Annotated in this window: 18 protein-coding genes and 2 pseudogenes; 5 read left to right on the top strand and 15 right to left on the bottom strand. The window is 58.0% G+C overall.

Annotation, left to right across the window (positions count from 1 at the left end):
- Positions 1–16: 16 nt before the first annotated feature.
- Entirely contained in the window at positions 17–1,306 is a 1,290-nt protein-coding gene (locus AC0J5Z_RS07580; protein WP_475038528.1) for an ISL3 family transposase, read from the bottom strand.
- Between the two features lie 113 nt (positions 1,307–1,419).
- On the opposite strand from AC0J5Z_RS07580, the pseudogene AC0J5Z_RS07575 reads away from it, so the two are divergent.
- Positions 1,420–2,100: pseudogene (locus tag AC0J5Z_RS07575) on the top strand (ISL3 family transposase); the annotation flags it as partial.
- 40 nt (positions 2,101–2,140) lie between these two features.
- On the opposite strand, the pseudogene AC0J5Z_RS07570 reads toward AC0J5Z_RS07575, so the two are convergent.
- The 10 genes and pseudogenes from AC0J5Z_RS07570 to AC0J5Z_RS07525 form a co-directional block, all read right to left on the bottom strand.
- Positions 2,141–2,761, bottom strand: a pseudogene (locus AC0J5Z_RS07570) (transposase family protein); the annotation flags it as partial.
- A 517-nt stretch (positions 2,762–3,278) separates the two neighbouring features.
- Positions 3,279–4,568: a hypothetical protein gene (locus AC0J5Z_RS07565; protein ID WP_475038527.1), complete on the bottom strand. Its 1,290-nt coding sequence runs from the start codon at positions 4,566–4,568 to the stop codon at positions 3,279–3,281.
- Between the two features lie 54 nt (positions 4,569–4,622).
- Positions 4,623–5,525 carry an FkbM family methyltransferase gene (locus tag AC0J5Z_RS07560; protein ID WP_475038526.1) on the bottom strand — a complete coding sequence of 301 codons (903 nt, stop codon included), beginning with the start codon at positions 5,523–5,525 and terminating at the stop codon, positions 4,623–4,625.
- Between the two features lie 104 nt (positions 5,526–5,629).
- Entirely contained in the window at positions 5,630–7,189 is a 1,560-nt protein-coding gene (locus AC0J5Z_RS07555) for a heparinase II/III domain-containing protein (RefSeq protein ID WP_475038525.1), read from the bottom strand.
- A gap of 159 nt (positions 7,190–7,348) precedes the next feature.
- Positions 7,349–8,638 (bottom strand): UDP-N-acetyl-D-mannosamine dehydrogenase, encoded by a 1,290-nt coding sequence (gene wecC, locus AC0J5Z_RS07550; RefSeq protein WP_475038524.1) that lies wholly within the window; start codon positions 8,636–8,638, stop codon positions 7,349–7,351.
- Between the two features lie 10 nt (positions 8,639–8,648).
- Positions 8,649–10,553 (bottom strand): glycosyltransferase family protein, encoded by a 1,905-nt coding sequence (locus tag AC0J5Z_RS07545; RefSeq protein ID WP_475038523.1) that lies wholly within the window; start codon positions 10,551–10,553, stop codon positions 8,649–8,651.
- A 1-nt stretch (position 10,554) separates the two neighbouring features.
- Positions 10,555–11,448, bottom strand: a complete 894-nt coding sequence (locus AC0J5Z_RS07540; RefSeq protein WP_475038522.1) for an ABC transporter ATP-binding protein — start codon at positions 11,446–11,448, stop codon at positions 10,555–10,557.
- On the bottom strand, positions 11,435–12,322 hold the full coding sequence (locus AC0J5Z_RS07535; RefSeq protein ID WP_475038521.1) for an ABC transporter permease: 888 nt from the start codon (positions 12,320–12,322) through the stop codon (positions 11,435–11,437). Before AC0J5Z_RS07535 ends, AC0J5Z_RS07540 begins: the two co-directional genes overlap by 14 nt.
- On the bottom strand, positions 12,322–14,028 hold the full coding sequence (locus tag AC0J5Z_RS07530) for a glycosyltransferase family 4 protein (RefSeq protein WP_475038520.1): 1,707 nt from the start codon (positions 14,026–14,028) through the stop codon (positions 12,322–12,324). The genes AC0J5Z_RS07535 and AC0J5Z_RS07530 overlap by 1 nt, the downstream gene beginning before the upstream one ends.
- Positions 14,029–14,066: 38 nt before the next feature.
- Positions 14,067–15,281: a glycosyltransferase family 4 protein gene (locus tag AC0J5Z_RS07525; RefSeq protein ID WP_475039613.1), complete on the bottom strand. Its 1,215-nt coding sequence runs from the start codon at positions 15,279–15,281 to the stop codon at positions 14,067–14,069.
- A 1,070-nt stretch (positions 15,282–16,351) separates the two neighbouring features.
- On the opposite strand from AC0J5Z_RS07525, the gene AC0J5Z_RS07520 reads away from it, so the two are divergent.
- From AC0J5Z_RS07520 to AC0J5Z_RS07510, 3 genes are all read left to right on the top strand, one after another.
- A complete protein-coding gene (locus tag AC0J5Z_RS07520; protein WP_475038519.1) occupies positions 16,352–18,016 on the top strand; it encodes a hypothetical protein in 1,665 nt (554 codons plus the stop codon).
- A gap of 180 nt (positions 18,017–18,196) precedes the next feature.
- On the top strand, positions 18,197–19,189 hold the full coding sequence (locus AC0J5Z_RS07515) for an LCP family protein (RefSeq protein ID WP_475038518.1): 993 nt from the start codon (positions 18,197–18,199) through the stop codon (positions 19,187–19,189).
- A gap of 143 nt (positions 19,190–19,332) precedes the next feature.
- On the top strand, positions 19,333–20,031 hold the full coding sequence (locus tag AC0J5Z_RS07510; protein ID WP_475038517.1) for a DUF6270 domain-containing protein: 699 nt from the start codon (positions 19,333–19,335) through the stop codon (positions 20,029–20,031).
- A gap of 74 nt (positions 20,032–20,105) precedes the next feature.
- On the opposite strand, the gene AC0J5Z_RS07505 is transcribed toward AC0J5Z_RS07510, so the two are convergent.
- The 3 genes from AC0J5Z_RS07505 to AC0J5Z_RS07495 all read right to left on the bottom strand — a co-directional run bounded on the left by AC0J5Z_RS07505 (position 20,106) and on the right by AC0J5Z_RS07495 (position 23,329).
- Positions 20,106–20,888, bottom strand: a complete 783-nt coding sequence (locus AC0J5Z_RS07505) for an alpha/beta fold hydrolase (protein ID WP_475038516.1) — start codon at positions 20,886–20,888, stop codon at positions 20,106–20,108.
- 91 nt (positions 20,889–20,979) lie between these two features.
- Positions 20,980–21,900: an alpha/beta hydrolase gene (locus AC0J5Z_RS07500; RefSeq protein WP_475038515.1), complete on the bottom strand. Its 921-nt coding sequence runs from the start codon at positions 21,898–21,900 to the stop codon at positions 20,980–20,982.
- Between the two features lie 181 nt (positions 21,901–22,081).
- The gene (locus AC0J5Z_RS07495) at positions 22,082–23,329 is read right to left on the bottom strand and encodes an FG-GAP repeat domain-containing protein (protein WP_475038514.1); all 1,248 of its coding nucleotides are present in this window, start codon (positions 23,327–23,329) and stop codon (positions 22,082–22,084) included.
- Positions 23,330–23,758: 429 nt separating this feature from the next.
- On the opposite strand from AC0J5Z_RS07495, the gene AC0J5Z_RS07490 reads away from it, so the two are divergent.
- Entirely contained in the window at positions 23,759–23,938 is a 180-nt protein-coding gene (locus AC0J5Z_RS07490; protein WP_475038513.1) for a hypothetical protein, read from the top strand.
- Positions 23,939–23,981: 43 nt separating this feature from the next.
- On the opposite strand, the gene AC0J5Z_RS07485 is transcribed toward AC0J5Z_RS07490, so the two are convergent.
- Positions 23,982–25,364: a TrkH family potassium uptake protein gene (locus tag AC0J5Z_RS07485; protein WP_475038512.1), complete on the bottom strand. Its 1,383-nt coding sequence runs from the start codon at positions 25,362–25,364 to the stop codon at positions 23,982–23,984.

Raw genomic sequence — 25,364 nt, 5'->3', positions numbered from 1 at the left:
CTGCCGTGGTGAATGTTCATGCCGCTGTTCTGGCGGCACTGCGCAACAGGATACGCGTTTTGTAGTTGCGTGCGTTGGTGAATCCCCGGCCCGTCCGTTTGATGTGCTTGATCGCGGTGTTGTTGGCTTCCACTTTCGCCGTTGTCGCACCGGTGACAATGAGGACTTCGATCTCTTTCCACCACCGGCAGATCGTGCGCCAGAGCCGGTTGCTTTCCGGCTGGGCAGCTTGTTCTACCAGACCTTGCAGTCGGTCTTTCGCGGCGGCTGCGTCGGCGAGGGATCCGGTGGCGAGTAGCGTCCGGAGCTGCTCTTTGACCAGCCAGGCTGCCTGCAATTTTCCGGTGGCATCGTCGGTGGCGAACACGGTGCTGAGCCTGTCCCGTCCACGGTCAGAGAGTGAGTCCCCGGCCCGCAGGAGCAGGCGCCGGTTGGCCCAGACCGGGTCGATGGAGCGTCCCCGCCGGCCATGCACCTGTTGGGTGAGCCGTTGCCGGACTTCGGTGAGCATGTCGTTGCCGAGCTTGACCAGGTGGAACGCGTCGACCGAGACCGCGGTGCGTGGCAGCCACATTCTCAGGGCCTTTCGGAACGCCGCTGATGGGTCGATCGCGACGACCTGAACGCCCAGGCGCCACTGGAGCGGCCGGGCGAACAGCCAGTCTCCGACGCCTTCGCTGTCGCGGCCGTCAACGATCCCGAGGACCTGTCCGGTGTCCAGATCGACGATGGTGGTCATCCAGGGTTCGTAGCGTTTCCAGGCCTTGGTGGCTGGGTCGCGGAAGAACCGCACGGACCGGTAGCGGTGTTCGTCGATGCCGAGCATCCGCGGTGCCAGGGCGTCAACGTCCGGCAGGGTCAGGGCCGCGGAGTCCAGCGCCCGCTGGACCAGCCACCAGGAGACACCGAATGAAGAGGCTGCTTCCGCGGCGGCCCTTCCGGATCCGATCACGGCGGCCACGAGAGCGTCGCGGAGCCGGCGGGTGGACCGGGCGCGGCGCGGGACCTGGGCAGTTTCCTCGGCGAATGTCCGCCGCGGGCACAGGTACTCATCGCAGAAGAATCTCCGCTTGGCCCAGATCACTTCGACCGGACCGGCGACAGGGATGTCGCGCAGACGTTGTGGCCGGCGGGAATGCACGCGGGTGCTGATCACGCCACAGGCGGGGCAGCCAGCCTCGGCAGTAGCTTCGACGCTGACCCGTCGCTGCCCGAAAGTGAGGATCTCAGTGTCTGTGACACGGTAGTCGGGCAGGTTGAAAATGGCGGTGGCAGCATCGGGGCGCGGGGAAGTAGGCTCGATCAAGGCTCGTAGCTCCTGACTCTTGATGAATGCGTAGAGAACATCCATCACAGCAGGGCTACGAGCCCTTCAGCTTTCAAGACACGGAATCCGTTTCACCACGAACCACGGAGAGCCTCGTTGACGGCCGCGACAGCGAAGGCGTCGGAGACTGGCTGTTCGCCCGGCCGCTCCAGTGGCGCCTGGGCGTTCAGGTCGTCGCGATCGACCCATCAGCGGCGTTCCGAAAGGCCCTGAGAATGTGGCTGCCACGCACCGCGGTCTCGGTCGACGCGTTCCACCTGGTCAAGCTCGGCAACGACATGCTCACCGAAGTCCGGCAACGGCTCACCCAACAGGTGCATGGCCGGCGGGGACGCTCCATCGACCCGGTCTGGGCCAACCGGCGCCTGCTCCTGCGGGCCGGGGACTCACTCTCTGACCGTGGACGGGACAGGCTCAGCACCGTGTTCGCCACCGACGATGCCACCGGAAAATTGCAGGCAGCCTGGCTGGTCAAAGAGCAGCTCCGGACGCTACTCGCCACCGGATCCCTCGCCGACGCAGCCGCCGCGAAAGACCGACTGCAAGGTCTGGTAGAACAAGCTGCCCAGCCGGAAAGCAACCGGCTCTGGCGCACGATCTGCCGGTGGTGGAAAGAGATCGAAGTCCTCATTGTCACCGGTGCGACAACGGCGAAAGTGGAAGCCAACAACACCGCGATCAAGCACATCAAACGGACGGGCCGGGGATTCACCAACGCACGCAACTACAAAACGCGTATCCTGTTGCGCAGTGCCGCCAGAACAGCGGCATGAACATTCACCACGGCAGAACATTCACCACGAACCGTGAAGAGCCGTCAACGATCCCGAGGACCTGTCCGGTGTCCAGATCGACGATGGTGGTCATCCAGGGTTCGTAGCGTTTCCAGGCCTTGGTGGCTGGGTCGCGGAAGAACCGCACGGACCGGTAGCGGTGTTCGTCGATGCCGAGCATCCGCGGTGCCAGGGCGTCAACGTCCGGCAGGGTCAGGGCCGCGGAGTCCAGCGCCCGCTGGACCAGCCACCAGGAGACACCGAATGAAGAGGCTGCTTCCGCGGCGGCCCTTCCGGATCCGATCACGGCGGCCACGAGAGCGTCGCGGAGCCGGCGGGTGGACCGGGCGCGGCGCGGGACCTGGGCAGTTTCCTCGGCGAATGTCCGCCGCGGGCACAGGTACTCATCGCAGAAGAATCTCCGCTTGGCCCAGATCACTTCGACCGGACCGGCGACAGGGATGTCGCGCAGACGTTGTGGCCGGCGGGAATGCACGCGGGTGCTGATCACGCCACAGGCGGGGCAGCCAGCCTCGGCAGTAGCTTCGACGCTGACCCGTCGCTGCCCGAAAGTGAGGATCTCAGTGTCTGTGACACGGTAGTCGGGCAGGTTGAAAATGGCGGTGGCAGCATCGGGGCGCGGGGAAGTAGGCTCGATCAAGGCTCGTAGCTCCTGACTCTTGATGAATGCGTAGAGAACATCCATCACAGCAGGGCTACGAGCCCTTCAGCTTTCAAGACACGGAATCCGTTTCACCACGAACCACGGAGAGCCGGTTTAGTTCCTAGGTGCTCTTGTAACTGGCACATCGTTTTGCTGGTTCGGCCGCTCGACAGCATCGGAGATGCGCCGGGGGAAGGTGGCCCTCGGGGAGCTCTCCCGTCAACCAGCTGACGAGTAGGGGTGTCTCTGTCTACCCCTGCTCAAGCGAAGAAAGGCGCTGAGGCTGCTCCCCCACATTCCGGTGGCCACAAATGCAGGGCATATTGGCCGGTCATGAGTCCCGCTTACTGGCGGTTCCACTATAGTGCCGGCTCCGGCCTTATGACTCTCGTGCCAGCGAGAGTACCCACGGAGCAACGGAGTCCGCGACGTCAATTGTCAGCGGGTTTCCACTGAAAGGAGAAACTCCTCGACCGGCTACGCAACGCCTTGCTTGAAGCCACCCAGAGGGGTCCTAGACCGCAATAGATTTACTCGCCGAAACTGGAGTGCGGAGAACCAGTATCTCTTTCAAGAAGCCGTCCTTCACGACAACTCCGACCTCATCCCAGGCGTCCTCAGCTCCTTCGAACTCAAAACTCGGTCGTGATTGTGCCGGGTTAAGATGGGTAGAGCCTCCTGTGCGGTGGAAGAACGAATACGTAGTTCCTCCGTATCCTTCAGGCATCAGGCCGAGGTCCACTCGTGCCGTCCAAATCTTATCGGATTCAGACACCTCAAGCTTCAATTCTTCCGTGATCCGCGGAGCTATGGGTTCCAAGTCTCGTGGCAACGTCGCGAGAGGCCTGGCACTGACAGGAAGGGCCGCATCGACCATGCGAAGGACGGCATAGGCATCATTTTCAAGAGACTTGAATGACCCCATGGCAGCCAAGACAGCCGCACTAGGAAGTGGAGCGTGATCCACACCGAAATCGCGCAGTACGGCTAACTTTAGTGCATCCTTTTCATGTACGCCGCGACCCCTGTGCCTGAATCCTGACAGTGTAATGAATGGCGCAAAGTGATGACCAACGTGCCAATCAGACGCGTTTTGGAGGATCAGCATTCGCCGCGGCGGAGCTCCGGACTTAGCCAAACCCATCAAGTCATAGGTGATTTGGAAATCAGTCAAGAATGCCTTGGTGGGTTCCTCCCACCGAGGCGCCTGAAGAGCCGAAACTATCTGAGGCCCGAATGCCAATTCGAAATAGGCCTTGGATGCTGAAGGGCTGTACTTGAAGATGTCCGTCTGAGGGTTCCACGCCAGCACCGAACACTTCTCTCCCAGCTGGTACCCAAAGTAGAGCGCGGCAAACCCGCCCCCAGATCCGCCTATTAGGAGGAGTTCCCTGCTGTAGCAGTCAGCGATCTTAACCAAGAGGCTAGTTATCTTCGTTTGTACGTCCTGAGCCTTGCTGCCTGCATACCAGGCGAGGCCCAAGGACCTATCGATATTTAGGGACGGGTCGGAAACGGCCACAAACCCACAACCAGCTATGTCTGCTAGTGAACGTCCAGAAAAGAACGGCCCCTTCTTTTCAGAGCGTTTGTCGACGGCGCCTGTGAAGAACACTGGGAGAGCAGTATCGTCCGATTCTGCTTGGACTCCTTGGATCAGTACTTCTATCGGAAGATCGGAGGTATCAGCAATGACGTGCAGCCCGTCGACTAGGTCACTTGCCGCCAAGAATTCACTAATGTCGTCCCAGTGAACGACTCTCGACTCCCACCGCTGATAGTCCGAAGGTGCCAAATCAGTCATCAGAAGCCCCTGCCCCGTTACAGTGACAACGCTCATCCGGGATCAGATACATCTTCATTCGCCTAACCGCTCCGTGAGCTTTCCTACAAGTGCCTCAAGTTGCTCTACACGCTCAGTCAATTCGGCGACGTGCCTATCGTTTTCTGTACGTTGCGCCTTCAGATCGTTGTTGACCAACGCGATGCGATAATACAAGTCTCTTGTTGCCAAGTTGGTGCGAGTTCGAAGGACGGCGTTTCGACGCTCCATCGCGGCACGTTCCCGAGGGTTCCGGGCTGGAGCCATGATGTAGGTAGGGGTCGCGTTGAACTGTGCCACGAACGAATACCCAACCTCAGAAGCAAATTGTTCTAGAGAGGTTTGTTCAGAAGATGTGGCCGCTTCACAAACAAGAATAGGACGATCCCTAGCGATGAGCTCGGCCGCGCCCCGCAGCACAGAAACATCCATACCCTCCGCATCAACCTTGATCATTGATACTCTTCGCTCAATGTTCTCAAGGTCGAGCGCGCTAACCCTGTAGTCACCTTCTGGCGACAGGGCAAAAGCGCTTGCACCCACATTCTCCGGATTGAAGCGTGAGAGTTTTGCGCGAGCACTGAATTGACCTAGTGCTTTCCTTCTAATCTCAACACGATCGTCGAGGAAGTTCTGCTCTACATTCAACTGTAGGACGTCAGCGGCCACAGCGAGAGGTTCAAAGGAGAGGACCGCTGCTTCACATATCGCAGCAAAGTATAGGGTGTGGTTCCCGATATTTGCCCCAACATCAATGACGTAATCACCAGGCTGAAGGTATTCACCGAGAGCCCCAAGGAGTTGCCATTCATAGAAATTCTTCGAATTAGCTATTGTCGATGCAATGTAATCGCCCTCAAGACCGCTTATCCACACCCGCTTGCCATGTAATTCGACGGAGGTGCAAGATCTGGCCATGGTGTCTTCGGTGTTTCTCATAGTGCCCTCGCTATGGAGCTGGCCCTTGCTGCGGGTGGAGCTCAATTTACGGCTTAGTCTAAGTCATGCATCTGTCGGCACCAACTCGGCCAACTCGCCACTGCCTAGGACCAATAAGAACGCGCTTCTACGGGCAAAGCGATGTCGTCGTCTGCAGCTCCGAAGGCAACCGCGGTCCTAATCGAGGAACGGCCAGCAGGAACCGAGATCTCCACCGACCAGCAGGGTTCCGACTCGTAGAACTTGACCGCCCGCCAAGCTTTGGGCATATCACCGCTAGATCCCGAATAGAAGCGGATTGTGCTGGTCGACTCCGTCCACAGAACGAGCTTAGCGTCATCCACCAAGATCTCCAGGGCATCATTCCTTTGGACTATCGCCGCATTTCGGGGAAATAAGAACCTTTGAATAGCTTGTTCTCCATCGGGAGCCGAGAAGGAATCAGTTATGAAGATTGTGCAATCGTTCAGGAAGGTATAAAGGCGCTGGGCCTGATACTGGCCATCGACAACATAACCACAGGCGATCTCTTCGTGTCCTGAGAGATCCACCCGCCTATCTATCCAACTGTATTGGCGGGGCGGCTTTATCAGGAACGCATCGATGGGCCTCAGATGGTCAAAGCGCGGGAAGAACAAACCAGAATGCCCCCGCTGGGACACTATGGCCACACCGATCTTGTCCGCCGCATCGTAGGTAAGTAGACCAGCGTCGATAACTAGATCAGCGCCGTTGTGTTGTAGACGAAAAGAGGTATCATCCAGGTGCTTGTGAACAACACCTCGATATCCTGAAATGATCGAAAGGTAGGATGATTCGGTTTTTCGAACAAACAATCCGTTGGCCGGCGAGTACAACTCTCCAAGAGCGGATGGATAGGGAGACACACCTCCCGCGTCGTCCCCTATGGGCGGCACTCGTCCATCAGAGAAGAGTTGCAGGGCAAGCGAGTCTTTGGCCCTCGAAATGAGCGACTCCCAGATCTGGACATACTCTGGCTGCAACCCTGTCTTGCGCAGGAAAGTGATCATCGTGTCTATGACGCGCATATAGAGGATCTGATAAGCCGGAGTGTTCTCGTTGACGATGCCGTTGTCGTCGAATGCCGCTTGGATTATTCTGTCGAACTCTTCGACTCCAAAGCGCTCACACTCAGCGGCAGTATCGCTGGCGCCATGGAACACAAACGCAACATGAGCTAAGGCACGAGTTAACATCATGCCGTGATTGTTGAACTTCACCATGCCTGCCGACACTGCCGAACGGCCGATGACTTCCACGAACCGGAGAAGCACTTCCTGCCTTTCCGGGTAAAGTTCGCCTCGGGCAACAAGAGAAGCGTAAAGGCCGGACACAGCAAGCAACTGAGCGGCATGAGCGTGGTCGAGGCTGTTCATTGGCGAATAGTCAGGCCTCGACTGTTCTTGAGTGAAGTACGACGCGTAGCTGCCAAAGATGGCGGCGGTGGTATCCCAGTCGCCATGATCCCAGTACAGGTAGGGCGCGTAAGTGAGGCTCTGGAGCCATAGCCTCGACGTTACAAGGTCGGTGGGAAACTCGAAGCCCCAGTCCAGGTCAGTTGCAACTACTGCAGCTTTGGCCCCGTTTGGAAAGGTCACTTCGTATCCGTCGCCATCCGGTCTGATCGACCAAATATCGGACAACGGGCCAGTGTAGCTCGCAGCGTAGTCCTCCAAGGACATACCTACCCTGGTCAGTTCCATTTGGTTCCGTTCATAACAATTGATCGGTGTTCACCGACAGCCCAATCGAGCCACTCCCAGTACGGGAGGCTCTCCTCTCACAACAGCTGTTCTTGGAAGTCAGCCCAGAAGTGCGGGCTTCTGACTTTGCGTGACTGAATCACGCCAGATTCCTCGCGTGTCGATGATCGCTTTATCAACAAGGGCTTCCGGAGCTACCGCCTTGAACTCGTCGTGGTCTACCAAGACAACGACAATGTCGGCTTCTTCAATGGCTTCTTCGGTGTTCGCTAGCAGCACGTTAGGACGATTGTCGAGGGACTTCGGCAGCGTAGTGACATGCGGTTCAGCCACCACAAGCCTGGCGCCAGGCAACTGCTCCGCCAGAGAAACCGCAATCCCGATGGCAGGAGACTCGCGAAGGTCGTCGATGTTTGCCTTGAATGCCAAACCAAGAATCGCGATGACTGCCCCCTTGTCTACCGCCTCTACTGCTTGCTGGACCTGGCGAACAACCCATTCCGGCTTCGCATCATTCACTTTTCGTGCGGTATGGATAAGACGCGATTCGTCCGGTGCCGCTGCGACAATGAACCACGGGTCAACGGCAATGCAATGCCCGCCAACTCCCGGCCCAGGCTGAAGGATATTGACACGAGGATGATGGTTGGCCAGCCGAATCAGTTCCCACACATCAATGCCCAACTTGTCGCTGATCACTGATAGTTCGTTGGCGAAAGCAATGTTCACGTCACGGTACGAATTTTCCACGAGTTTGGCCATCTCGGCTGTGACGTCATCCGTCACCAAGATTTCACCCTGGCAGAATACTGCGTACAGTTCCTTAGCCAGTTGGGCTGCCTCAGAAGTTACGCCTCCGACGATTCTGTCGTTGGTTACCAGTTCAATCATGACCCGGCCGGGGAGGACGCGCTCAGGGCAGTGCGCGAAGTGGATGACTGGAGCTCCTCCGGCTCCGTCCAAGGAAAGGTCGGGACGGAGTTGCAGAATGTAATCAGCGAGGTGACGCGTGGCACGAGGAGGCGAAGTCGACTCAAGAATTACGAGTTCACCTCCGGTCAGTCGTGGGGCGATGCCGCGCGCAGCGGCCTCAATGTAGCTCAGGTCCGCAGAACGATCCTCTCGGAAGGGCGTTGGAACGGCCACGATATATGCCTGAGCCGCAGGCGTCTCCATTGAAGCCTCCAGCTTCCCTTGGCTCACCGCCCCTGCCACGTGCACGCCGAGGTCCGGCTCCACAAAGGGAACTTCCCCGCGATTTACAGCATCCACAGTGTTTTGGTTGACGTCCACGCCAATTACCTGCATGCCGTTGGTGGCCAAGATGGCTGCAGTCGGCAGCCCGATATAACCCAACCCAATCACTGCAACAGTGTTTATGCTTGTCATTTTGTCCCCTTTAAACGGTGATGTGTTCTTTGGGATCTCCAAAGAACTTGATTTCGCCTGATGCCGCCAGTTCTTCGTCTGAGGCATCCCACGTGTGGCCATCGGACTGACGCATCTGACAGAAGTTAAATCGATCAGCCGCGTAGATGGAGCCACCTGAACTAACTACGGCCTTTAGGAACGCGGTGTCCTCACCCTTGTTGAGCGCTTGAAAAGGGTGATTCTCGAAGACCTCCCGACGGGCTGTGATGGTCGGTCCCATCACAAAGCGGCCGTACTGGTGTTCCTTGTGCGGCATGCGAAGCACCGTGGCTCTGCTTGTTGCAAAGTACATGTGATGTGCGTGCTTTCCCACGACATCCGCTTTGGAATAGTCAAGGGCATGCAATAGGTCTGCCAAGTAATTCGGACCGTAGTAGTCGTCATCGTCCATCTTGGTCAGAACGGAGCCAGAAGCAGCCTCTACACAGTGGTTCAGGCACTCACCCAGGGAAACACCCCTCGGTTGGGTCAGCATCTGGAACCGCTGAACGCCGTGCTTCTCCGCTAACGTCCGGGCTTGACCCTCCGATATTTCAAAGCCGTGAGTCAACAAGACGAGTTCGACGTCCACTCCGTGCTGACTGCCTACAGAAGCAAAAATATTGTCCAGCTGGTGCGGCCGGATGGTGGGCACCAGAGCGCTCACGGATGGAAGCTGCACGTTCCTTACCCTGTCGGGCAAGACTGAAGACACAATGGTCTCGGCCCTATGTGCGTATGTATTCTCGGACCAAATGCGGCGCTGTCCTCTGTGGACCACACGATCATTCAGTTCCGGGCTTCGAGCCAACATTCGTATTTGATGCTCTGCTTGGTCTCGGGACTCTGCCACAAACACTTCATCCGGTCTGAAGAAGTGTCCAATGGCCGCACTAATGGTGGACACAACCGGCGTACCTGACGCAGTGATCTCAAAAATTCTCCGTGCACACATACTGGGCGAGTCCACGACGGAATTTACGTTAAGGAATACTTTGTAGGCCCGATAGGCCGTCAACATCTGGGCATAGTCCAAACTGCCGACGACGTTCTCGTTGAACGGCACCGGGAATTGATAGTTGGAGTCACCTCCCAGCTGCCGCGAAAAAATTTCCAGTTTAGGGCCAGACTTCGCCGATGCATCTCGAGCAGCTGACAGTAGTAAGTCCATCTGCTGGCGGCGCTCCGGATACTTATGCGCAAAGTACATGCCCGCAAAGGCCACGCCGCGGGAGTGTCGTGCCTGACCAATCCGAATTGGGTTATGGATCGCGGGCTGCGCCGCAAACGGGAGCGCAGCGACACGCTCATGGCCCAGATCTTCACGATAATGCGGAATCCTGTCCGAATCACTCGTAAAGACGACGTCGAACTGGCGTGCAGCTGGAAGGAAGTCGTCGTAGTGCGGTGGATCTTCCTTATTCCAAAAGACAGTCGGGATGGAATGAGTTCGGCACCACTCTAGGAGATCCAGGAACTCTTGCTTTGGCCCGGAAGCGCCCACTAGTTGGTACTTCCAAGAACCTTGATTGCCACTCCAAGCGGACTCTACGAACAAGAAGTCTATGTCGTTATCCTCGACTTGACGTCTCCACTCATTTTTGCGGAGATGGAGAAGGTTCCATTCGAAAGCAAACGCTGCTGCCGAGAAATCATCGAGTATGACGCCAACGTTCAGATCTGTTCGGCGTGCTTCACGGTCCGGAACCCGGTGTGGTCCGAAGCTCGGTGGCAGGTCGGATCCCGTAGACGTACCCGAGAGCACGTTGCCAGTTCTCTGAAGCGAGGTGACCCTTCTTTCCACCCTGCGACGGTCGAACCAGTTCCTCAACTGCGTCATGCCACCCTCACGATAATGCCAAGCAGCTTTGCGAGCGTCTGCGAAAAATGTCATGTCAGCGCCCTTCCGTCCGTCGACCGGTTGCTCGCTCCAGTATTTGAGTCGCCACAAGATTTGCTCGGGCTTGGTCCTTTATCTTTCCGGCGCTGATATTGTTGCCCTTCGAAAGATGCGAAGAAAAATCTTGGTACAGCTGAGTAGTCTCCTCAGGATCTCCGTCCATGATCAACTCGCCTTTGTCCAACCAAATCACGCGGCTGCACATGGTGCGTATCGTGTCCAAGCTGTGGCTCACGATGAAAACGCATCCAGCTTTTGCCCTCAATTCATCCATACGAGCCTTGCTTCGACTGGCAAACTGAGCGTCACCGGTGTTTAGCGCCTCGTCCACAAGGAGGATCTCAGGGTTAACTGCAGCCGCGATAGCGAAGCGAAGTCGTGAGGCCATGCCCGATGAATAGCCCTTCATGGGCAAGTAGATTGCTGAATCCAGGCCTGAAACCTCAACAATGCTGTCAAATCGTTCGTCGATTTGCTCCATGTCCATTCCCATTGCCAGACACCCCAAGACCACGTTCTGGTCACCTGACAATTCAGGCACCAGCGCAGCGTGAACCCCGAGAAGAACCGGGGTGCTCGACGCGAAGACCGCACCGTGAGTCGGTGCGACCTGGCCACTTATCAACTTCATCATGGTGCTCTTGCCGGATCCATTCCGGCCGATGATCCCCACAGATTCTCCCCGTTCAACGACCAGAGAGATCTCCTTAAGCGCGCTGACGGTTACGAGATTTGATTGACGAAGAACCTTCTTGAGGGCCCCTTTGATCCCCTTCCTGCTGGCAGTGGTTCTGCCATCTGAGGACGGCACCTTATAGGTCATCCGGACCTTATCGACTACTACACACGGTGGACCATCAAGGAACACGGTTTGATCAATCTCTGCCATAGCTCTCTTCCCCTCGCCAGAAGAAGACAAATCCAACCACCAATGCCGATAACGCAACCACTGCGAGACTGGCCCAGGACTCCCATGAAGGAACCGTATCGTACAGGACGCAGCTGCGGACTATGTCGATGACATTAAACAGGGGATTGTATTGCAGAATAGCGAGCAATGCAGGTTCGTGAATAAAGCGCTCATAGGAATAAAAGACCGCCGAAGCATACATCCAGGCGCGAATGGCAAACGGGAGCAAATGCGTAACGTCATGGACCATGGAGATAATCCGGGCAAGTATCATTCCAATACCGAGGTTGAAGATCCCTTGCAGAACTACTGCCGGAATGATCAGTAACCATAGCCATGTGATCTTTTCAGCGGGTGGTATCAAAACGATCAACAGCAACATACCCAACATAAGAGGCACGGAAGACAATATCTCCCTAATATTGGCGCCTATAGGCAACGCTGCACGAGGGAAGTTGAATGCCTGAACCACCGATTTTCCATTGCGAATGGACCGGGCGCCTTCGGTGATAGCGCCTGCGCTGAACTGGAACATGAAAATACCAACAATGAGGTAACCAATGAAGTTGTCGATACCACCGCTGGTGTTTAGAAGCAGACCAAAGATCAAGTAATAGGTGAGCCCGTTGAAGACGGGGTTAAGCAAGAGCCATGCGCTGCCAAGTCTATCCTTGCGCGTCCCGGTCTGAACTCTGGCGCGTGCGTCGTAGAAGATGAACTGCCGGTATTCCCACAACTGGACCAAGTAGTCCAGGAAGCCTGGCCGCGACCCGACCCTCGAGAGCTTTCGCATATCAACCGACAGAGGTTGTATGGCAGCCGGTGGCGGCAGCTTTGCCTTTTTGGCCGACATTAACTCACCCTCCTCGTATAGTTAGACGCCAAAGTTTCATAAGCCTTCCCGTACGCACGAGCGTTGGCCTGCCACGTCCTTGTGGTAAGTACAAATTCCCTGCCAGCAACGCCAAGACGCCGACGCAAACCTTCATCCTCCAGCAGCTCGTGCAGTACGTCAGCTAGACGCCCCGGGTCCTCGGCATTGGTCACTCTGCCGTTGACCCCGTCGTGCACTATCTCACGCAAGGCGTCCAAGTCGCTGGCCACAACAGGTCGTGCAGAGGCCAAGGCCTCCACAGGCTTCAGCGGGGTAACCGCTCGGGTTACTGCTGAGTCCTTGCGGGGCACAACGAAAACATTCAATGCCAGGTGATAAAGGCGGGCCTGTTCAGGACGGACCCGCCCTGTGAGGATCACCCGATTTGAAAGTCCTAAGCGCCGGACTTGCTCACGTAGGGCGGGAGCGGCCGAACCGTCCCCGACCACGATCAGCTTCAACTTTGGCAGCCTCGGCGCCAGCAGCGCAAATGCTGTGACGAGGTCGTCAAGGCCCTCGTAGCCAACAAGGCTGCTTACTGTACCTATATAGAGTTCATCTGAATCAAGGCCCAAAGCCTGACGCGCCTCACGATGCTGCAGTGGAGCCTTGAGATAGTCACCGCCGACGGCATTCGGACTGATCAGGATCTTGTGGTCAGGCACGCCCATCGCTGTTATATTCCGTTTCATGGACTCTCCAAGAGTGACCACAAGGTCAGCCGAGCGCATGACATCTGCTTCTCGTGCTGTGAATAGCTTGTAACGTTCGCTGCTGCCTGCCGCTTCATCACGGCTTGATGCCCAGGTGTCTGCCAACTGCCCACGGACTTCGTAGACCCACGGAACACCCAGGGCATTGGCCACTTCACGCGCTACGAGACCATTCACGAAATGCGTGGTGGTGTGGATGATTTCGGGCTTGTATGTCTGAGCTATGGTGAGCAATTCGGACGTTTGCTGCTGCAAGCGCCCGTGCATAGTAGCCGGCATACGGCCCGGCAGCATCCGCTCGTATCGGACCCCGTCAACGACATCCTGCTTTTTGGCGTTCAGCGTCCCAACCTGAACCGGATATCCCAGACGGGTCACGGCCAAAGGCTCCCAGCCGGCATCCCACTGCGCAGACAAGATGGAGTGACTACGCCGCGCATAACCGCTGCCTGTGTGCGGTACAGAGTTTGTCAGCAGGTGAAGTACGCGGCGCGGTTCCGGTACTACGGGCGTTGATTTCACTGCTGGCTGCCAGCCTGTGAAGACTGTGAGTTCGGATTCCAGGCGCACCCGCTGCTTGTCCAGGCCTGGCATTCCCTGCAGAACAGCGATAGCGCCGCTCATATCGCCGTCGTACCACTTGCGCCTTGCTATGGTGGCCGATACCCGGGAAGAGTTCCCTGCAAGTTGCAGAAGAAGGTCCGCCCACTGGGGCTTCCCAGCAGCCACGGCAACTTCAGCAGCCTTCCGTGCGGGTTCTCCCTCGATTCCGGCCGCTAGCACCCTTTCAAAGCGACGAACAAGGACGGATTCCTGTCCCGATGCCAAGGCGGCCAACAGGAAAACTGCCCGCCCGGACGTTGGCGCAAGGGACGAGACAAGACGAGCAAGGGGACGGACGATTTCGGCTGGCAATTTCCGCAGGACCTGAAGTACCAGGACAAACGGAGCTTCGGTTAGATGTTCAGACACTGTTCCAGCAGTGAGGCGAACATTGCGGAGAAATTGAATCACGAAGTGTGCTCCCAGTTGGCCGCGTGTTCCGGGTGCACGAGGGCTGAAATTGTCTGCATATATTTAACTGCTAACTGCGCGTAGTCGGCATTGTCTCGCACCCAGGCACGTGCGCTCTCCCCAGACGCAAGCCTGCCGCGGTCAGCTGCCAGCTCCCGCCATAGCTGAGCGACGGCCTCGGGGTTTGCTGGCACAACGTCCCCGCCTCCCGCATCCCGGATGATGCGTTCAGCTTCGCCCCGCACAATGGCGGTGACGTGCCTTCCAATCGCCAGGACCTCGTATGTCTTTGAAGGCACCGTGGTCTCAAATGACTTCCAGTCGTCACGCAACGAAACTATGCAGGTATCGGCTTCGCGATATTTGGCGACGACTTCCGGGCCCTGCAGGGAAGGGAAAAAAGTGACTGGCGCGTTCAGCTCACGAGCCAACTTCACCAGCTGCGGGCGACTGGTGCCATGTCCGACAAGAGTCAGATGGAAGTCGTCCCCCAAGAGCGCACTCGCCCGTATAAGAATGTCTAAGCGCTGGCTCTTGCCATGGTTGCCCAGATACAAGGCACTGAAGACATCACGTTTCAGGTCGGGTGGATCAAGAAAAGGGATTGAGTTCAGGTCGAGCCCGTTACTCACAGTGGCCACATTTTTCAGGCCGCGCTCCCTCAGTGTGTCCGCGAAGCCTTCGGTCACGGTTACTACTAGGTCGGCGCGCTGTTGTACGAACTCAACCACACGTTCCACCAAGCTCTTTACGCTGCCCTGAACAATCCGAGCATCCCGGGCAAGGTCTGGCCAGGCATCTCGCATCTCAACGATGAAGGGTACCCTGCGAAGCTTGGATAAAACGTATCCGGTGGCCAGCGTTGGGAGGCTGGGGGCAGTAGCCAGAATTGCGTCCGGCTTCCTGCCGCCCAAACCCACGGGTACAGACAACACCGCCGAATAGAGTTGGTCCACGAAGCGCGCTAAAGACGAAGTTCCCATATGCCGCAGGTAAGGAACCCGCCTAATTGTCTCTCCGTGAGGACCTCTTTGATGTGAAAAAGCGAATCCGGCCTCGCGGCGGGGCAGGTTACGTCGACCGTTTGGATAATGCGCTACTGGAGCCACGACGTCGACTTCCCACCCAGCGCGGCGAAATTCACGGGTCAGGGACAGCCACCTACGCTGTGGGGGACTGTGCTCTGGCCAGTATGAGTGAGTGAGGAGCATCAGGCGCATTGGCAATACAGGATTTTCCGCAGCTGTGTCCCCGGAGAGGGAATTACCCATCAGCCTACTTGCCGTTGAGGCGGGGGCCGGGGCCGCCCTTGGAACGCAGGGCCCGAAAGTATGCGACACCCAGCAGGATCAAGACGAGGACAGTAACGCCCTGGAGTATCGGGTTACTATCAGAAACCGGTGACAGAGCTGCTTTTAGGGGCCCGGCAATATCTGCACTAGCCACGGTAGCGGGTGCGGTCTTTGTGGCCACCGGGGTTGGTGTTGGTGACGGCGTGGGCTCTACCGTTGCAGACGCCTCTGGCCCTCCAGGAACAGCGGGTTCCAACAGCAGGTTGGGCTCGGCCGGGACTGCGGGGATTTGTTCAGTGGGCGGCAAGGGAATCGCTGGAGGGGCCGCTGGCACTATCGGCGCTACTTCCGGTGGTGCAACCGGGGTAACGGGCTGCTCCACTGGAGGCTGAACAGGACCTGGGACCGGCGCTGGGTCTACGGGGACAGGGGCAGGGTCCACAGGAATCACCGGCGGGTCTAAGGGCGTTACCGGGTTTCCCGGGAGAGGATCCACGGGCAGCGGATCGATTGGGTTGGGATCGGGACCTGGAGTCTCACCGGGCTGTTCCGGGGAAGGACCAGGGTTCGTTTCCGTTGCAAAGGCGGGCTGAGCTCCAAAGAACACAAGAATGGCCAGCATCAAGACTACAAGTGCGGCTTGAACACGTTTGATTCCAGTGCCCAATCTTTCCCCCCGTTGAATATATTTCAGAACGCTGTTCGCCCTGACGAACGCAATCGCCTCAGTCCTGGCGATCTTCGGACGTCTACCTTCGGAGAGCGATCCGCCTTAGTTTATCGTATGGATCAGAGTCGATCTTCGGCACTTCGCCTTTAGGGCGGATGTATCACGACTATCTCCAGCGTTCTGAGCGTTCGTCTACCTTGCTAGAGTCGTACCTGCCCACGCCGAAACCAAGGAAGACATGCCATTTCGGAAGTTGCCCCAGAGTGAAGCGCCTCCCAGATGGTCCTTTTATAACCGTCTCCCGGGATCCAAGCGTTCGATGGCATTTCTCCTGGTACTAACCGTCGCGGGGTTGGTAACTGCAGGACTCATTTACATCCAAGACCTTCCGACACAAGCTCAGCCGGTCGAAACCCGCTCAGAGGGCTCAACTACCCCAAGCTCACAAGCAACCAAGCCGCTTTACCCAATCAGCGGCTACTTCATTTCCGCAAGCTCCCGAGACGCCACAAATCTAGAGAAACTGGCCGATATCAAGAAGTCCGGCGGCGAAACTGTGATTACCTTCGGAACGTCGCTTCAGCCCGCGACTTTGGAGTCACTTCCCCGCGACTGCCAAATTGACGGCAAGAACTGCGCTCGGGTCGCCGCTGGCCCTCTCAGCGTCGATCGCTATTTCACCTTCCTGGACGGGAGCAACTGGGACAGTTCCGCCCTGAAGTGCCCTAACGACAAAAAGGTGACAAACAACGGTCAGTCCTACTCCGTGCTGGTTCTGCCGCAACTGGGACAGGGCTGCACTTCTACCAACGGCAAGTATGACGTTGTGGTGGCCGGAGGCAGCAGCGCCTCCGCGGGTGATCCGTCTCATTCTTTGGCAACCGCGGCGACCAAGCTGGGAATGAATCTTTACACTGGCATGCCCGCTCCCGTGAAGAGCGCTGAGATTGCCTACCTTCCAGATCTCTCCTATGTGAGAACGTTGGATCTATTCACTGAGCGCTTCCTTTCCTACCAGGCGGCTGTCAATGATGTCCCTGGGTTGGCGGGCTTCTACCACCACACAGAAATGCCACTAACGGACAGCGCTACATTCGATCCGGTCCTCGCCCTCTACACCAATCAGAACCGCGCCGTAAAACGGCTTCTTCCCGCACGTCAGGCAATCGTCAGCCCTTACATAGACTCCCGAACGGATGCCACAGGAGCGGGAATCAGTCTCGACAAGGCGCGCAGCGGGGCTCGCAGAATTGCTCAAACATCGAGTGGCCTTGTACTCAACATCGCAATCCAAGACGGCATGGGCACGGGCAAAGGTGGAGCGTTCAGCGGTAGCGAACTTAACTCCGCAGTTGACCCCTTCGCAGCCAGCATCGTGGGGAAGGGTACATGGGGCAAAAAGTACCTGGCGCCAAATAGACAGTACTTTTCCGCCGCCGCCGCCGGCATCTCAGGCACAGGGGCCGTGCTGTGGGCCAATTTGGAAGGGATGGCACCCGCAACGGCATGGAATTCCTGCGCTGACAGTCTGCGCGGACAAACAACGAAGGCCAGGCTGGACCGTCAACTGCAACAGGTGGCAACTGCCCGTAAGGTCATTTCCTTCATGTGGGATTCATACTTCACCTGCAAGGGAACGGGCATTCCTTTGAAGAATCAGATCGAGTCGGGACTCACAACTCCCATCATCACGGACACCAACTTCCGTCCGGAAATCGGCCAGGTTGACATAGTCGGGTTCAATCTTGAAGGAAGCACGGCCACGGTGAAGTGGATCAATCAAAAGGGACAAGCGCTTGAGAAGTCGATGAAGACCACTCAGATAAATGCAGCTTATGGCGTGCAAAATGGGATGAACCCCAAGTTGGAAATGATAAGAGTTGGTGTCGATGCCACGAGCGTCAAGGCTCCCGGGAACTTCACCGTTAGTGTCACGAACGGATGGGGCGCCAAATCGACAGAATTTAGGTCCCAGCTTCGCTAGACGAGCAGGAGAGCAGACTCATCTGAGCCTTCGCTCTGCCCGTCGTATTTATACCTTGATAGAATCATCACTGCTGATGCCAACACCAAGGAACACATGACGCTCCCGACAGATACCGACACTCCTTCTTCAGAGTCCCGTCCCCGACGTCAAGAAAACGGCAAGAAAACCGTCCGGAACGTGCTCCTTGGCTTCGCGGCCGCTGTGCTCGTAGCTGGCCTTGTCGGCGGCGCGTACGTTGTCAATCTCGCCCAGACTTTCAACTCGAGCACCACCAAGATCGAGACTGCTTTCCCTGAGGAATCAACGCGCCCTCAGAAGACCGAGCCCATAAACGGAACTGCTGCCATGAACATACTGGTCATGGGCAGCGACACCCGAGGGTCTGCGGAAATTGACGTGGATACGCAAACAGCAACTGACCAGCGTGCTGACACGCTGATGCTCGTTCACATTCCGGCGGACCGTAAAAACGTCTACGCAGTGTCTCTGATGCGTGATCTTTGGGTCAACATCCCCGGTAAGGGAGAGTCGAAAATCAACTCGGCCCTAGCCCTTGGCGGCGTTCCCCTGATGGTTCAAACGGTTGAGTCACTGTTCCAGCAAAGGATCGACCACGTCGCTATGGTTGATTTCGAAGGTTTCAAGGGCCTCACAGACGCGCTCGGCGGCGTGGAAGTGGATGTTAAGGTTCCGTTCGCGCCTGCAAAGGGTCCAATGAAGGGCCACTACTACGAAGCAGGCAAGCAGACTCTCAACGGTGACGAAGCGCTTGCTTTTGTCCGCGAGCGTATGTCCTTTAGCGATGGCGACTATCAGCGAGTGCGTAACCAACAGGCCTACATGAAGGCCATCATCAGCAAAACGATTGCCCGTGAAACCCTAACGAACCCTGTGACCGTCAATAGTATGGTTACCGCCGTCTCACCTTTCGTAAGCGTTGATAAGAGCTTTGACGCCGCAGCCATTGGCAGCCTCGCTCTAGGTATGAGGGATCTCCGAGCGAATGACACCGTAATGTTTACCTTGCCCACTCTTGGCACGGGGACCTCTTTGGACGGTCAATCGATTGTTGTTGCCGACGACACGGCTATCTCCGAGATTGCTGCAGCCCTTTCAAAAGACCAGTTGGGGGCTTACGTCACGGCTCATGCGCTCGAAAAGGGCAACTAGCGATCCTGGAACCCTCGTCTGACCTGGCAACTCAACTAGTCCTTACTCGACAAGGTCTTCGTCTTTCGTAATTTATATAGACGAGAGCGGGATCTCCTCGCAGGCAGAGCCCCAGCATCCCGGAGCTCGTGTAGGCTGACTCAGTGCCATCAGTCTTCATTTACGGGAGCTGCGTATCCCGGGATCCGTTTGAGAAACCAAGTGACTTCGAGCTCCAAGGTTACTTCGCTCGATCGTCCCTCGGCAGTGCCTTTAGTGAGCCTCTCGGCCCTGGCACTCCCCTTCCGGATATTGGCTCACTTAAGAGCCAGTTTCAAAGGCGAATGCTTCAGACCGACATCAACAAGTCCCTTGCTGGACTGCTCACGTCTACCCCATACGACGTCTTAGTGGTCGACTTCATTGACGAGCGAATGAGTACTATCGAGCTCGGGGGAACGACGATAACAGCGTCGGAGGAGCTCAAGGCGACGGGATACACAGTCGATCCGGCCGACGTACATGAACCTTGGAGCGACATAGGGTTTGAGAGGCGTCTTCAGGGCCTCCGAACGCTCGTTGAGACCGTTGATCCGTCCAAGATCGTCGTCAACCGCGTGTACTGGGCAACTGTGGACACAGACGGCGTGGCATTCCCTCGATCACGTTGGTTCGACCGGAACAACAGACTGCTCTACGACCTTTACAAAGAGATGGAAAAGACACCCGGGGTTAAGTTCATCGATTACCCCGGCGGTGCCCCTATGGCCGCCACCGATCACAAATGGGGCCGGCAGCCGTACCATTACACTCAGGCGGTCAACGAACACTTTCTTGCAGAGCTGGAACGACTGACCCGCTAATCGGACAAGCTAGCCCCACTCGAGGGTGCGGCTCCTTGGAAGCGCATCGAAGAGAACAGACGCGCCTACGTCGTTCAAAAGCTGCCGAGAAAGGCCACCACGTCCCCCGCCACCCGTTCCGGGCACTCCCACAGCACCAGGTGACCGGTCTCGTCGTAGATCATCAGGCGTGCGCCGGGGATGCGGCTCACGAGAGTTTCCTGGTGTTGCCGCGGCACCAGATGATCGTGGGCTCCCCAGAGGATGAGCGTGGGTGCGGAAATGTTGCCTGCTTCCGTCGGCGGGACGGCTTGGTAGTAGCCGCGCAGGGATTCCTTCCAGATGGACGCAGGCATTGTCAGACCGTCCCGTACCCGATCCTCTATGTAGGCCGCAGGCACTGTGTGCAGCAAGCGATACCAGGACAAAGAATCCCTAACCCACTCCTCTGAAATTGGATCGGTCAGGGCATCCACCTCATCCGCAAACGGCGGTCGCGTATGCAGGCTCAGTGGAGTTCCCACCAAGACCAGCGAGGCCAGCAGATCAGGACGCATGACGGCCAGTTGCTGAGCCACGTATCCCCCGCTGGAGGAACCAAGCACGTGGGCGCGTGCTAGGCCCAGAGCCTCAAGTACCGCGACAACATCCTCTGCTACTTCGGACAGCAAGTACCCGCCGCGGGGTTTATCGGCGCCGCCGTGGCCTCGAAGGTCCGGTGCCACGATAGTGAGATCGGGAAGCGAGGCAATCAGCCGCCCAAAACTCCCCCAGGATTCACTCCAGGCATGCAGCAGAAGCAGCGGCGCGCCGCCGTCGTCGGCTATCACCGGAAGGCGACCCTGCACGTAACAGGAGACACTGATCCCAGTGCTCAAGGAGAGTTTCCTGACCCCGGACTCCATGGGGCCAGAGTACGCTCAGCAGCCCGCCGGTACGAGCTTGCCTGTGCTACGCCGCAACCTCGTGCTACTGACCTACCAGCGCCTGTGCGGTCCCCCACTCCCTAACCCCATCCGCGATCTCCCCCGCGTGCGTGTGATGGAGATAGTGCTCGCCGAAGAGTGGCACCACGGTCCCATTCGTGACGCTCGCGGCCTGGCGGTGGTGCAGCTCGAGCCACTCCGGGGTGTTCTTGTTTTCCGCGACCACGAAAAGCAGCAGCGGCAGATCCTTCGGGAAGCTGGCGCCCAGCGCACGTTCGAAGTTGGTTCTGATGTGGCCCATCTCGTTGAGGTAGGTGGGTGAGAGGGAGTTCCGGTTGGTGAGCATCTGCATCTGCTCACGGGCGTGGTCGGTGTAGTTGGATGTCTCATTGGCGTAGGAGGCAGCGGTCATCAGCCGGAGCAGACCGAGACTCTTCGCCGCGGACATCAGGCCTGTGGGGAACTGGAGGTCCGTCCCCGGCTGACCGGGGACGCTTGTGTCGATGCCGACGAACGCCGTCACCTCCTCCGGGTAGCGGGCGGCGTACTCGATCCCGTAGAGGCCGGCAATGGAGTGACCCATCAACGTGTAGCGGTCAATGTCCAGCGCATCGAGGGCCTCATGGACCTCTTGCACGATGTTCTCCGTGGTCCGCTCCTTGTTCGTGCCGTCGCTCAGGCCGTAACCGAAGGGCTCCACCACAATCACCCGGTGGTCCTCGGCGAGGGCCTTGACCAGCGGCCCGAAGTCCAGGACGGGCGACGACGTGCCAAATCCGGGCAAAAGCACCACGTTCTCCTGCCCGGCACCCGTGACCAGGACGTTCATCTCGGCACCGTCTACCGACACCTTCTGCCCGTAAGATTCGATCCGGTGGCTCTCCCCCTCGCTGGCCACTGCATTCACCACTGTGGTGGTCGCCAAGCCGACCGCCAGCACCGCACCAACCGCGGTGACCCCCACGAGCAACTTCCTAACAGACCTCTTCAACCGTGCCTCTCCCAGGGCACACCATGCGCCCCTTGGCATCAAGCCTCGTCTGCCGCGGCGCCGTGCGCGTCACCCCCAGGTGTTCATTTGGGTACTACTTTCTAAGTAATTTTGAGGTGTGTGGAAATCGTCCTCACGATGAAACGTCCGGGAATCAGATCAGGTCTTTGAAAATGTCCCAGCCCGTGCCGATTTCGCCAACCTCGTAGAGGCCGGTGTCGTAGGGGTAGGCACCGCTGTACAGCCGTAGGTCGCCTTCTTGATCTATTGCGACGACGTCATTCCTCGGTCCGCGCCCGGCATTGGCGGGGTTGTAAGTGACATAGTCCCGGTCGAACACGCCGGCGCCGCTGATCTCGGTCATGGCACCCCATCCAGAACCCACTAAAGCGGGGGATCTCCAGTCGCCCCGCCCGTCTGCCGGGTACTGGTGGAGGACACCGCTGTTGTCGCGGGCGAAGATGTCCACTGCTCCGTCACCGTTGGTGTCCCCGGGGGCGCTGATTTTGTTGAAGATCTGCCAACCTGCGCCCACCTGCGAGGGTTCCAGCCAACCGCCTTGGCCGTCGCCGGCGTACAGGTGCAGGTTTCCATGGCGGTCGCGGGCGAGGACGTCGTTGTTCCCGTCCCCGTTGAAGTCCCCGGGACCCACGATGGAATCGAAGATGTTCCAGCCTGAGCCGACTTGCGAGGGCGCCAGCCAGCCGCCGTCTCCGTCGCCGGGGTAAAGGTGCAGGTTTCCATAGCGGTCACGGCCGATGGCGTCGTTGAACCCGTCACCGTCGAAGTCCCCCGGAGAGAACACAACATCGAAGGTGTCCCAGCCCGTTCCGACTACTCTCGGCTCGTCCCAGGAGCTGCTGTAATAGCGCCCCTCGAAGGACATGTCCCAGAATCTCCAAGTGGACTCATACGTCCGGGGGTACAGGACAAGGTCACCGTCGTCGGTGCGGCCCAAGAGCTCAGGGTTTCCGCGCCCTGTCCAGCCCATGGCACGGTTGGACGCGGCGATAGGCAGTGTTTCAGCGCTGTGATACACCGTTCCTTCCCTACAAGAGGATTGAGCAGTGAAGGAGATGCGGTTACCGCGATCCGCTGGAATGAGTTTCAGGAATTCGCCTTGCCTGTCGGCAGGCAGGGGCACACCGTTACTGAGCCACTCCATGGTGAACCCATGCGGGGCCTCCTCCGTCACGGGGCAGGAACGGGTGAAGAATCGGCCTATTGTCAGCTCGGATCCCACGTTGGGCATTCCATGCATCAACGGCACAAACTCGCTTGTAGATGCTGTGGACCCGCCGCCCTCTTCAGCCGTGGCCGGTGCTACGCCTGCCAGTGTGGAGCCCGCCACCAACACGGCAAGAGCCGCTGATTTCAGCGCAAATGCACGAAAAGTTCCCATGATCCCCCCAGAACTGCCCAGATACCCCAATTTGAGCTGAGCCTAACACTCGGCACGCGGACTGCGAGCGCGAGGTGCTGCTCTTGGATGATCCTGGCGTAGGAGTAGGGGCTGATTTCCGCGGGGCGATGAGTACACGCAACAGCGAGGGTTTATTAGGGCGAGGGGCCGGACAATTGTATTTGGGTACCTTGTCCGGCCCCGGCCCGCGGATCGTACAACCACCAAATATTGGGGGTTTATTGGAGGTCGTTCCTGAGCCGCTGTGTTCAGTAAAGACCGGTCTCACGCTCCGTGCACGAGTACTCGGTACTCGTCTTTTAGCCTGATCCGAGAGCCCGCTACTTGCTGTGGGGGCTCATTTCCTTGAGTTGTCGCAGCATGGATGTCGGAACCCTCTGTCGGCGCGGGTATGGATAGACTTCGCTCATGCAGGCTCTGGTTCTGATGGGCTTTGTCCTGGCTGCGGCCGTGATGTGGGTGGGAGTCATCATGACGATGCTCATTGGGCTGCACCGGGCAGAACGCCATGGTGGCCGAGAAGCCCGTGAACCCGCGCAGGAGAAGGACCCGGAGCAAAGCGAGGCACCCCCGAGGGCGCGCCTCTAATTGTGGTGCGACCTTCAGCGCTTCGTTTTTCCTCCTGAAAGTGTCATCCGATGATGGGCCGCTCTTCGGGCAGTTGGAACAACCTGGGCCGGGAGGCCAGCGCGATGGCTGAAGCCACCGTGATGGTGCCGATACGCCCGGTGAACATCAGGGCCATCAATACCCACTCGGCAGTGGGAGGCAGGTTATAGGTGATTCCTGTGCTCAGGCCGACTGTTCCGAAGGCAGAGATGGTTTCGAAGAGCACTTTTTCCAGGCTGTAGTCCGTGGACATGAGGAGCAGCAGTGTCCCCAGGATGACCGCTCCGACGCCCAGCAGGGCAACGGTGAGAGCTTGCCGTTGGGTAGAGGCACTAATGGAGCGGTGTGCAATAGTGACTTGCTCGCGGCCGCGGATCTCGTTCCAGATCGCGAAACCCAAAACCAAGAAGGTGGTGATCTTGATACCGCCGGCCGTTCCTGCGCTCCCGCCGCCGATGAACATGAGGACGTTGGTGATCATCAGTGTTTCCGGGGTGGCCACCCCGTAGTCGATGCTGTTGAAACCTGCCGTTCGCGGAAACACGCCGCCCGCCAACGAGCCCAATATCTTCCCGTCAAAGCTCAGCGGCCCAAGGGTCTCTGCACGATTCCATTCAAAGGCAGCAAACAGAACTACTCCCACTGTCAGCAGAAGCAATGAACCAAAAATGGTCAAGCGGAGGTGAATGGTCCAGTTCTTAAACTTGGGACGGTCCCTAAACAATTGGATGATTACCGGGAAACCGAGTCCTCCGGCAATGATGGCGGCGCAGATGGGGACGATGATCCAAGGGTCTTCCGCGAAGCCGATGAGATTATCGCTGTACAGGGCAAAGCCTGCGTTGTTGAACGCGGAGACGGCGTGGAATGTGCCGTGCCAGAGGGCTGTGCCGGGGTTGTCGTCGTAGGCGATCCAGAAGCGTGCGGTCAGGATGAGCGCCGTGATGGCCTCAAAGACAGCCATAATCTTCAGAACCCGGAACAGTACAGATTTAACGTCACCGAAGTTCAGCGTGTGGGTTTCGGATTGGGCCACTAGCTGGCCCCGCAGGCCGATGGTCTTGCGGACGAACAGGGCCAGCAGGGTTGCCAGGGACATGATCCCGAAGCCTCCCACTTGGATGAGAACCATGATCACCGCATGCCCGAACGGGGTCCAAAAAGTGGCAGTGTCCACGGTGATGAGACCGGTGACGCAGACAGCCGAGACAGCAGTAAAGAACGCCGTGGTGACGATCTCTTCGCCGCCGCCGGTCCGGGATATTGGCAGCATCAATATTCCCGCACCAACGATGATCACGGCCAGGAACGCCAGTGGCACCAAGCGGACCGGATGTAGCAGCGCTGTCTTCGCGCGTTCCCCTTCGTGACCAAGGGCCTTCAGCACCGAACTGCGACCGATCAT

The sequence above is a fragment of the Paenarthrobacter sp. TRD_SC_7 genome, assembly GCF_056156245.1.
Note: the sequence above shows the minus strand (reverse complement) of the source record. Positions and strands in the feature narration are given on the sequence as shown.

Excerpts from the sequence above, each read along its gene's own strand:
- AC0J5Z_RS07545 (WP_475038523.1), bottom strand. The coding sequence starts at position 10,553 with ATGACATTTTTCGCAGACGCTCGCAAAGCTGCTTGGCATTATCGTGAG.
- AC0J5Z_RS07565 (WP_475038527.1), bottom strand. The coding sequence starts at position 4,568 with ATGACTGATTTGGCACCTTCGGACTATCAGCGGTGGGAGTCGAGAGTC.
- AC0J5Z_RS07560 (WP_475038526.1), bottom strand. The coding sequence starts at position 5,525 with ATGAGAAACACCGAAGACACCATGGCCAGATCTTGCACCTCCGTCGAA.
- AC0J5Z_RS07535 (WP_475038521.1), bottom strand. The coding sequence starts at position 12,322 with ATGTCGGCCAAAAAGGCAAAGCTGCCGCCACCGGCTGCCATACAACCT.
- AC0J5Z_RS07495 (WP_475038514.1), bottom strand. The coding sequence starts at position 23,329 with ATGGGAACTTTTCGTGCATTTGCGCTGAAATCAGCGGCTCTTGCCGTG.
- AC0J5Z_RS07540 (WP_475038522.1), bottom strand. The coding sequence starts at position 11,448 with ATGGCAGAGATTGATCAAACCGTGTTCCTTGATGGTCCACCGTGTGTA.
- AC0J5Z_RS07520 (WP_475038519.1), top strand. The coding sequence starts at position 16,352 with ATGGCATTTCTCCTGGTACTAACCGTCGCGGGGTTGGTAACTGCAGGA.
- AC0J5Z_RS07485 (WP_475038512.1), bottom strand. The coding sequence starts at position 25,364 with ATGATCGGTCGCAGTTCGGTGCTGAAGGCCCTTGGTCACGAAGGGGAA.
- wecC (WP_475038524.1), bottom strand. The coding sequence starts at position 8,638 with ATGACAAGCATAAACACTGTTGCAGTGATTGGGTTGGGTTATATCGGG.
- AC0J5Z_RS07490 (WP_475038513.1), top strand. The coding sequence starts at position 23,759 with ATGCAGGCTCTGGTTCTGATGGGCTTTGTCCTGGCTGCGGCCGTGATG.
- AC0J5Z_RS07525 (WP_475039613.1), bottom strand. The coding sequence starts at position 15,281 with ATGCTCCTCACTCACTCATACTGGCCAGAGCACAGTCCCCCACAGCGT.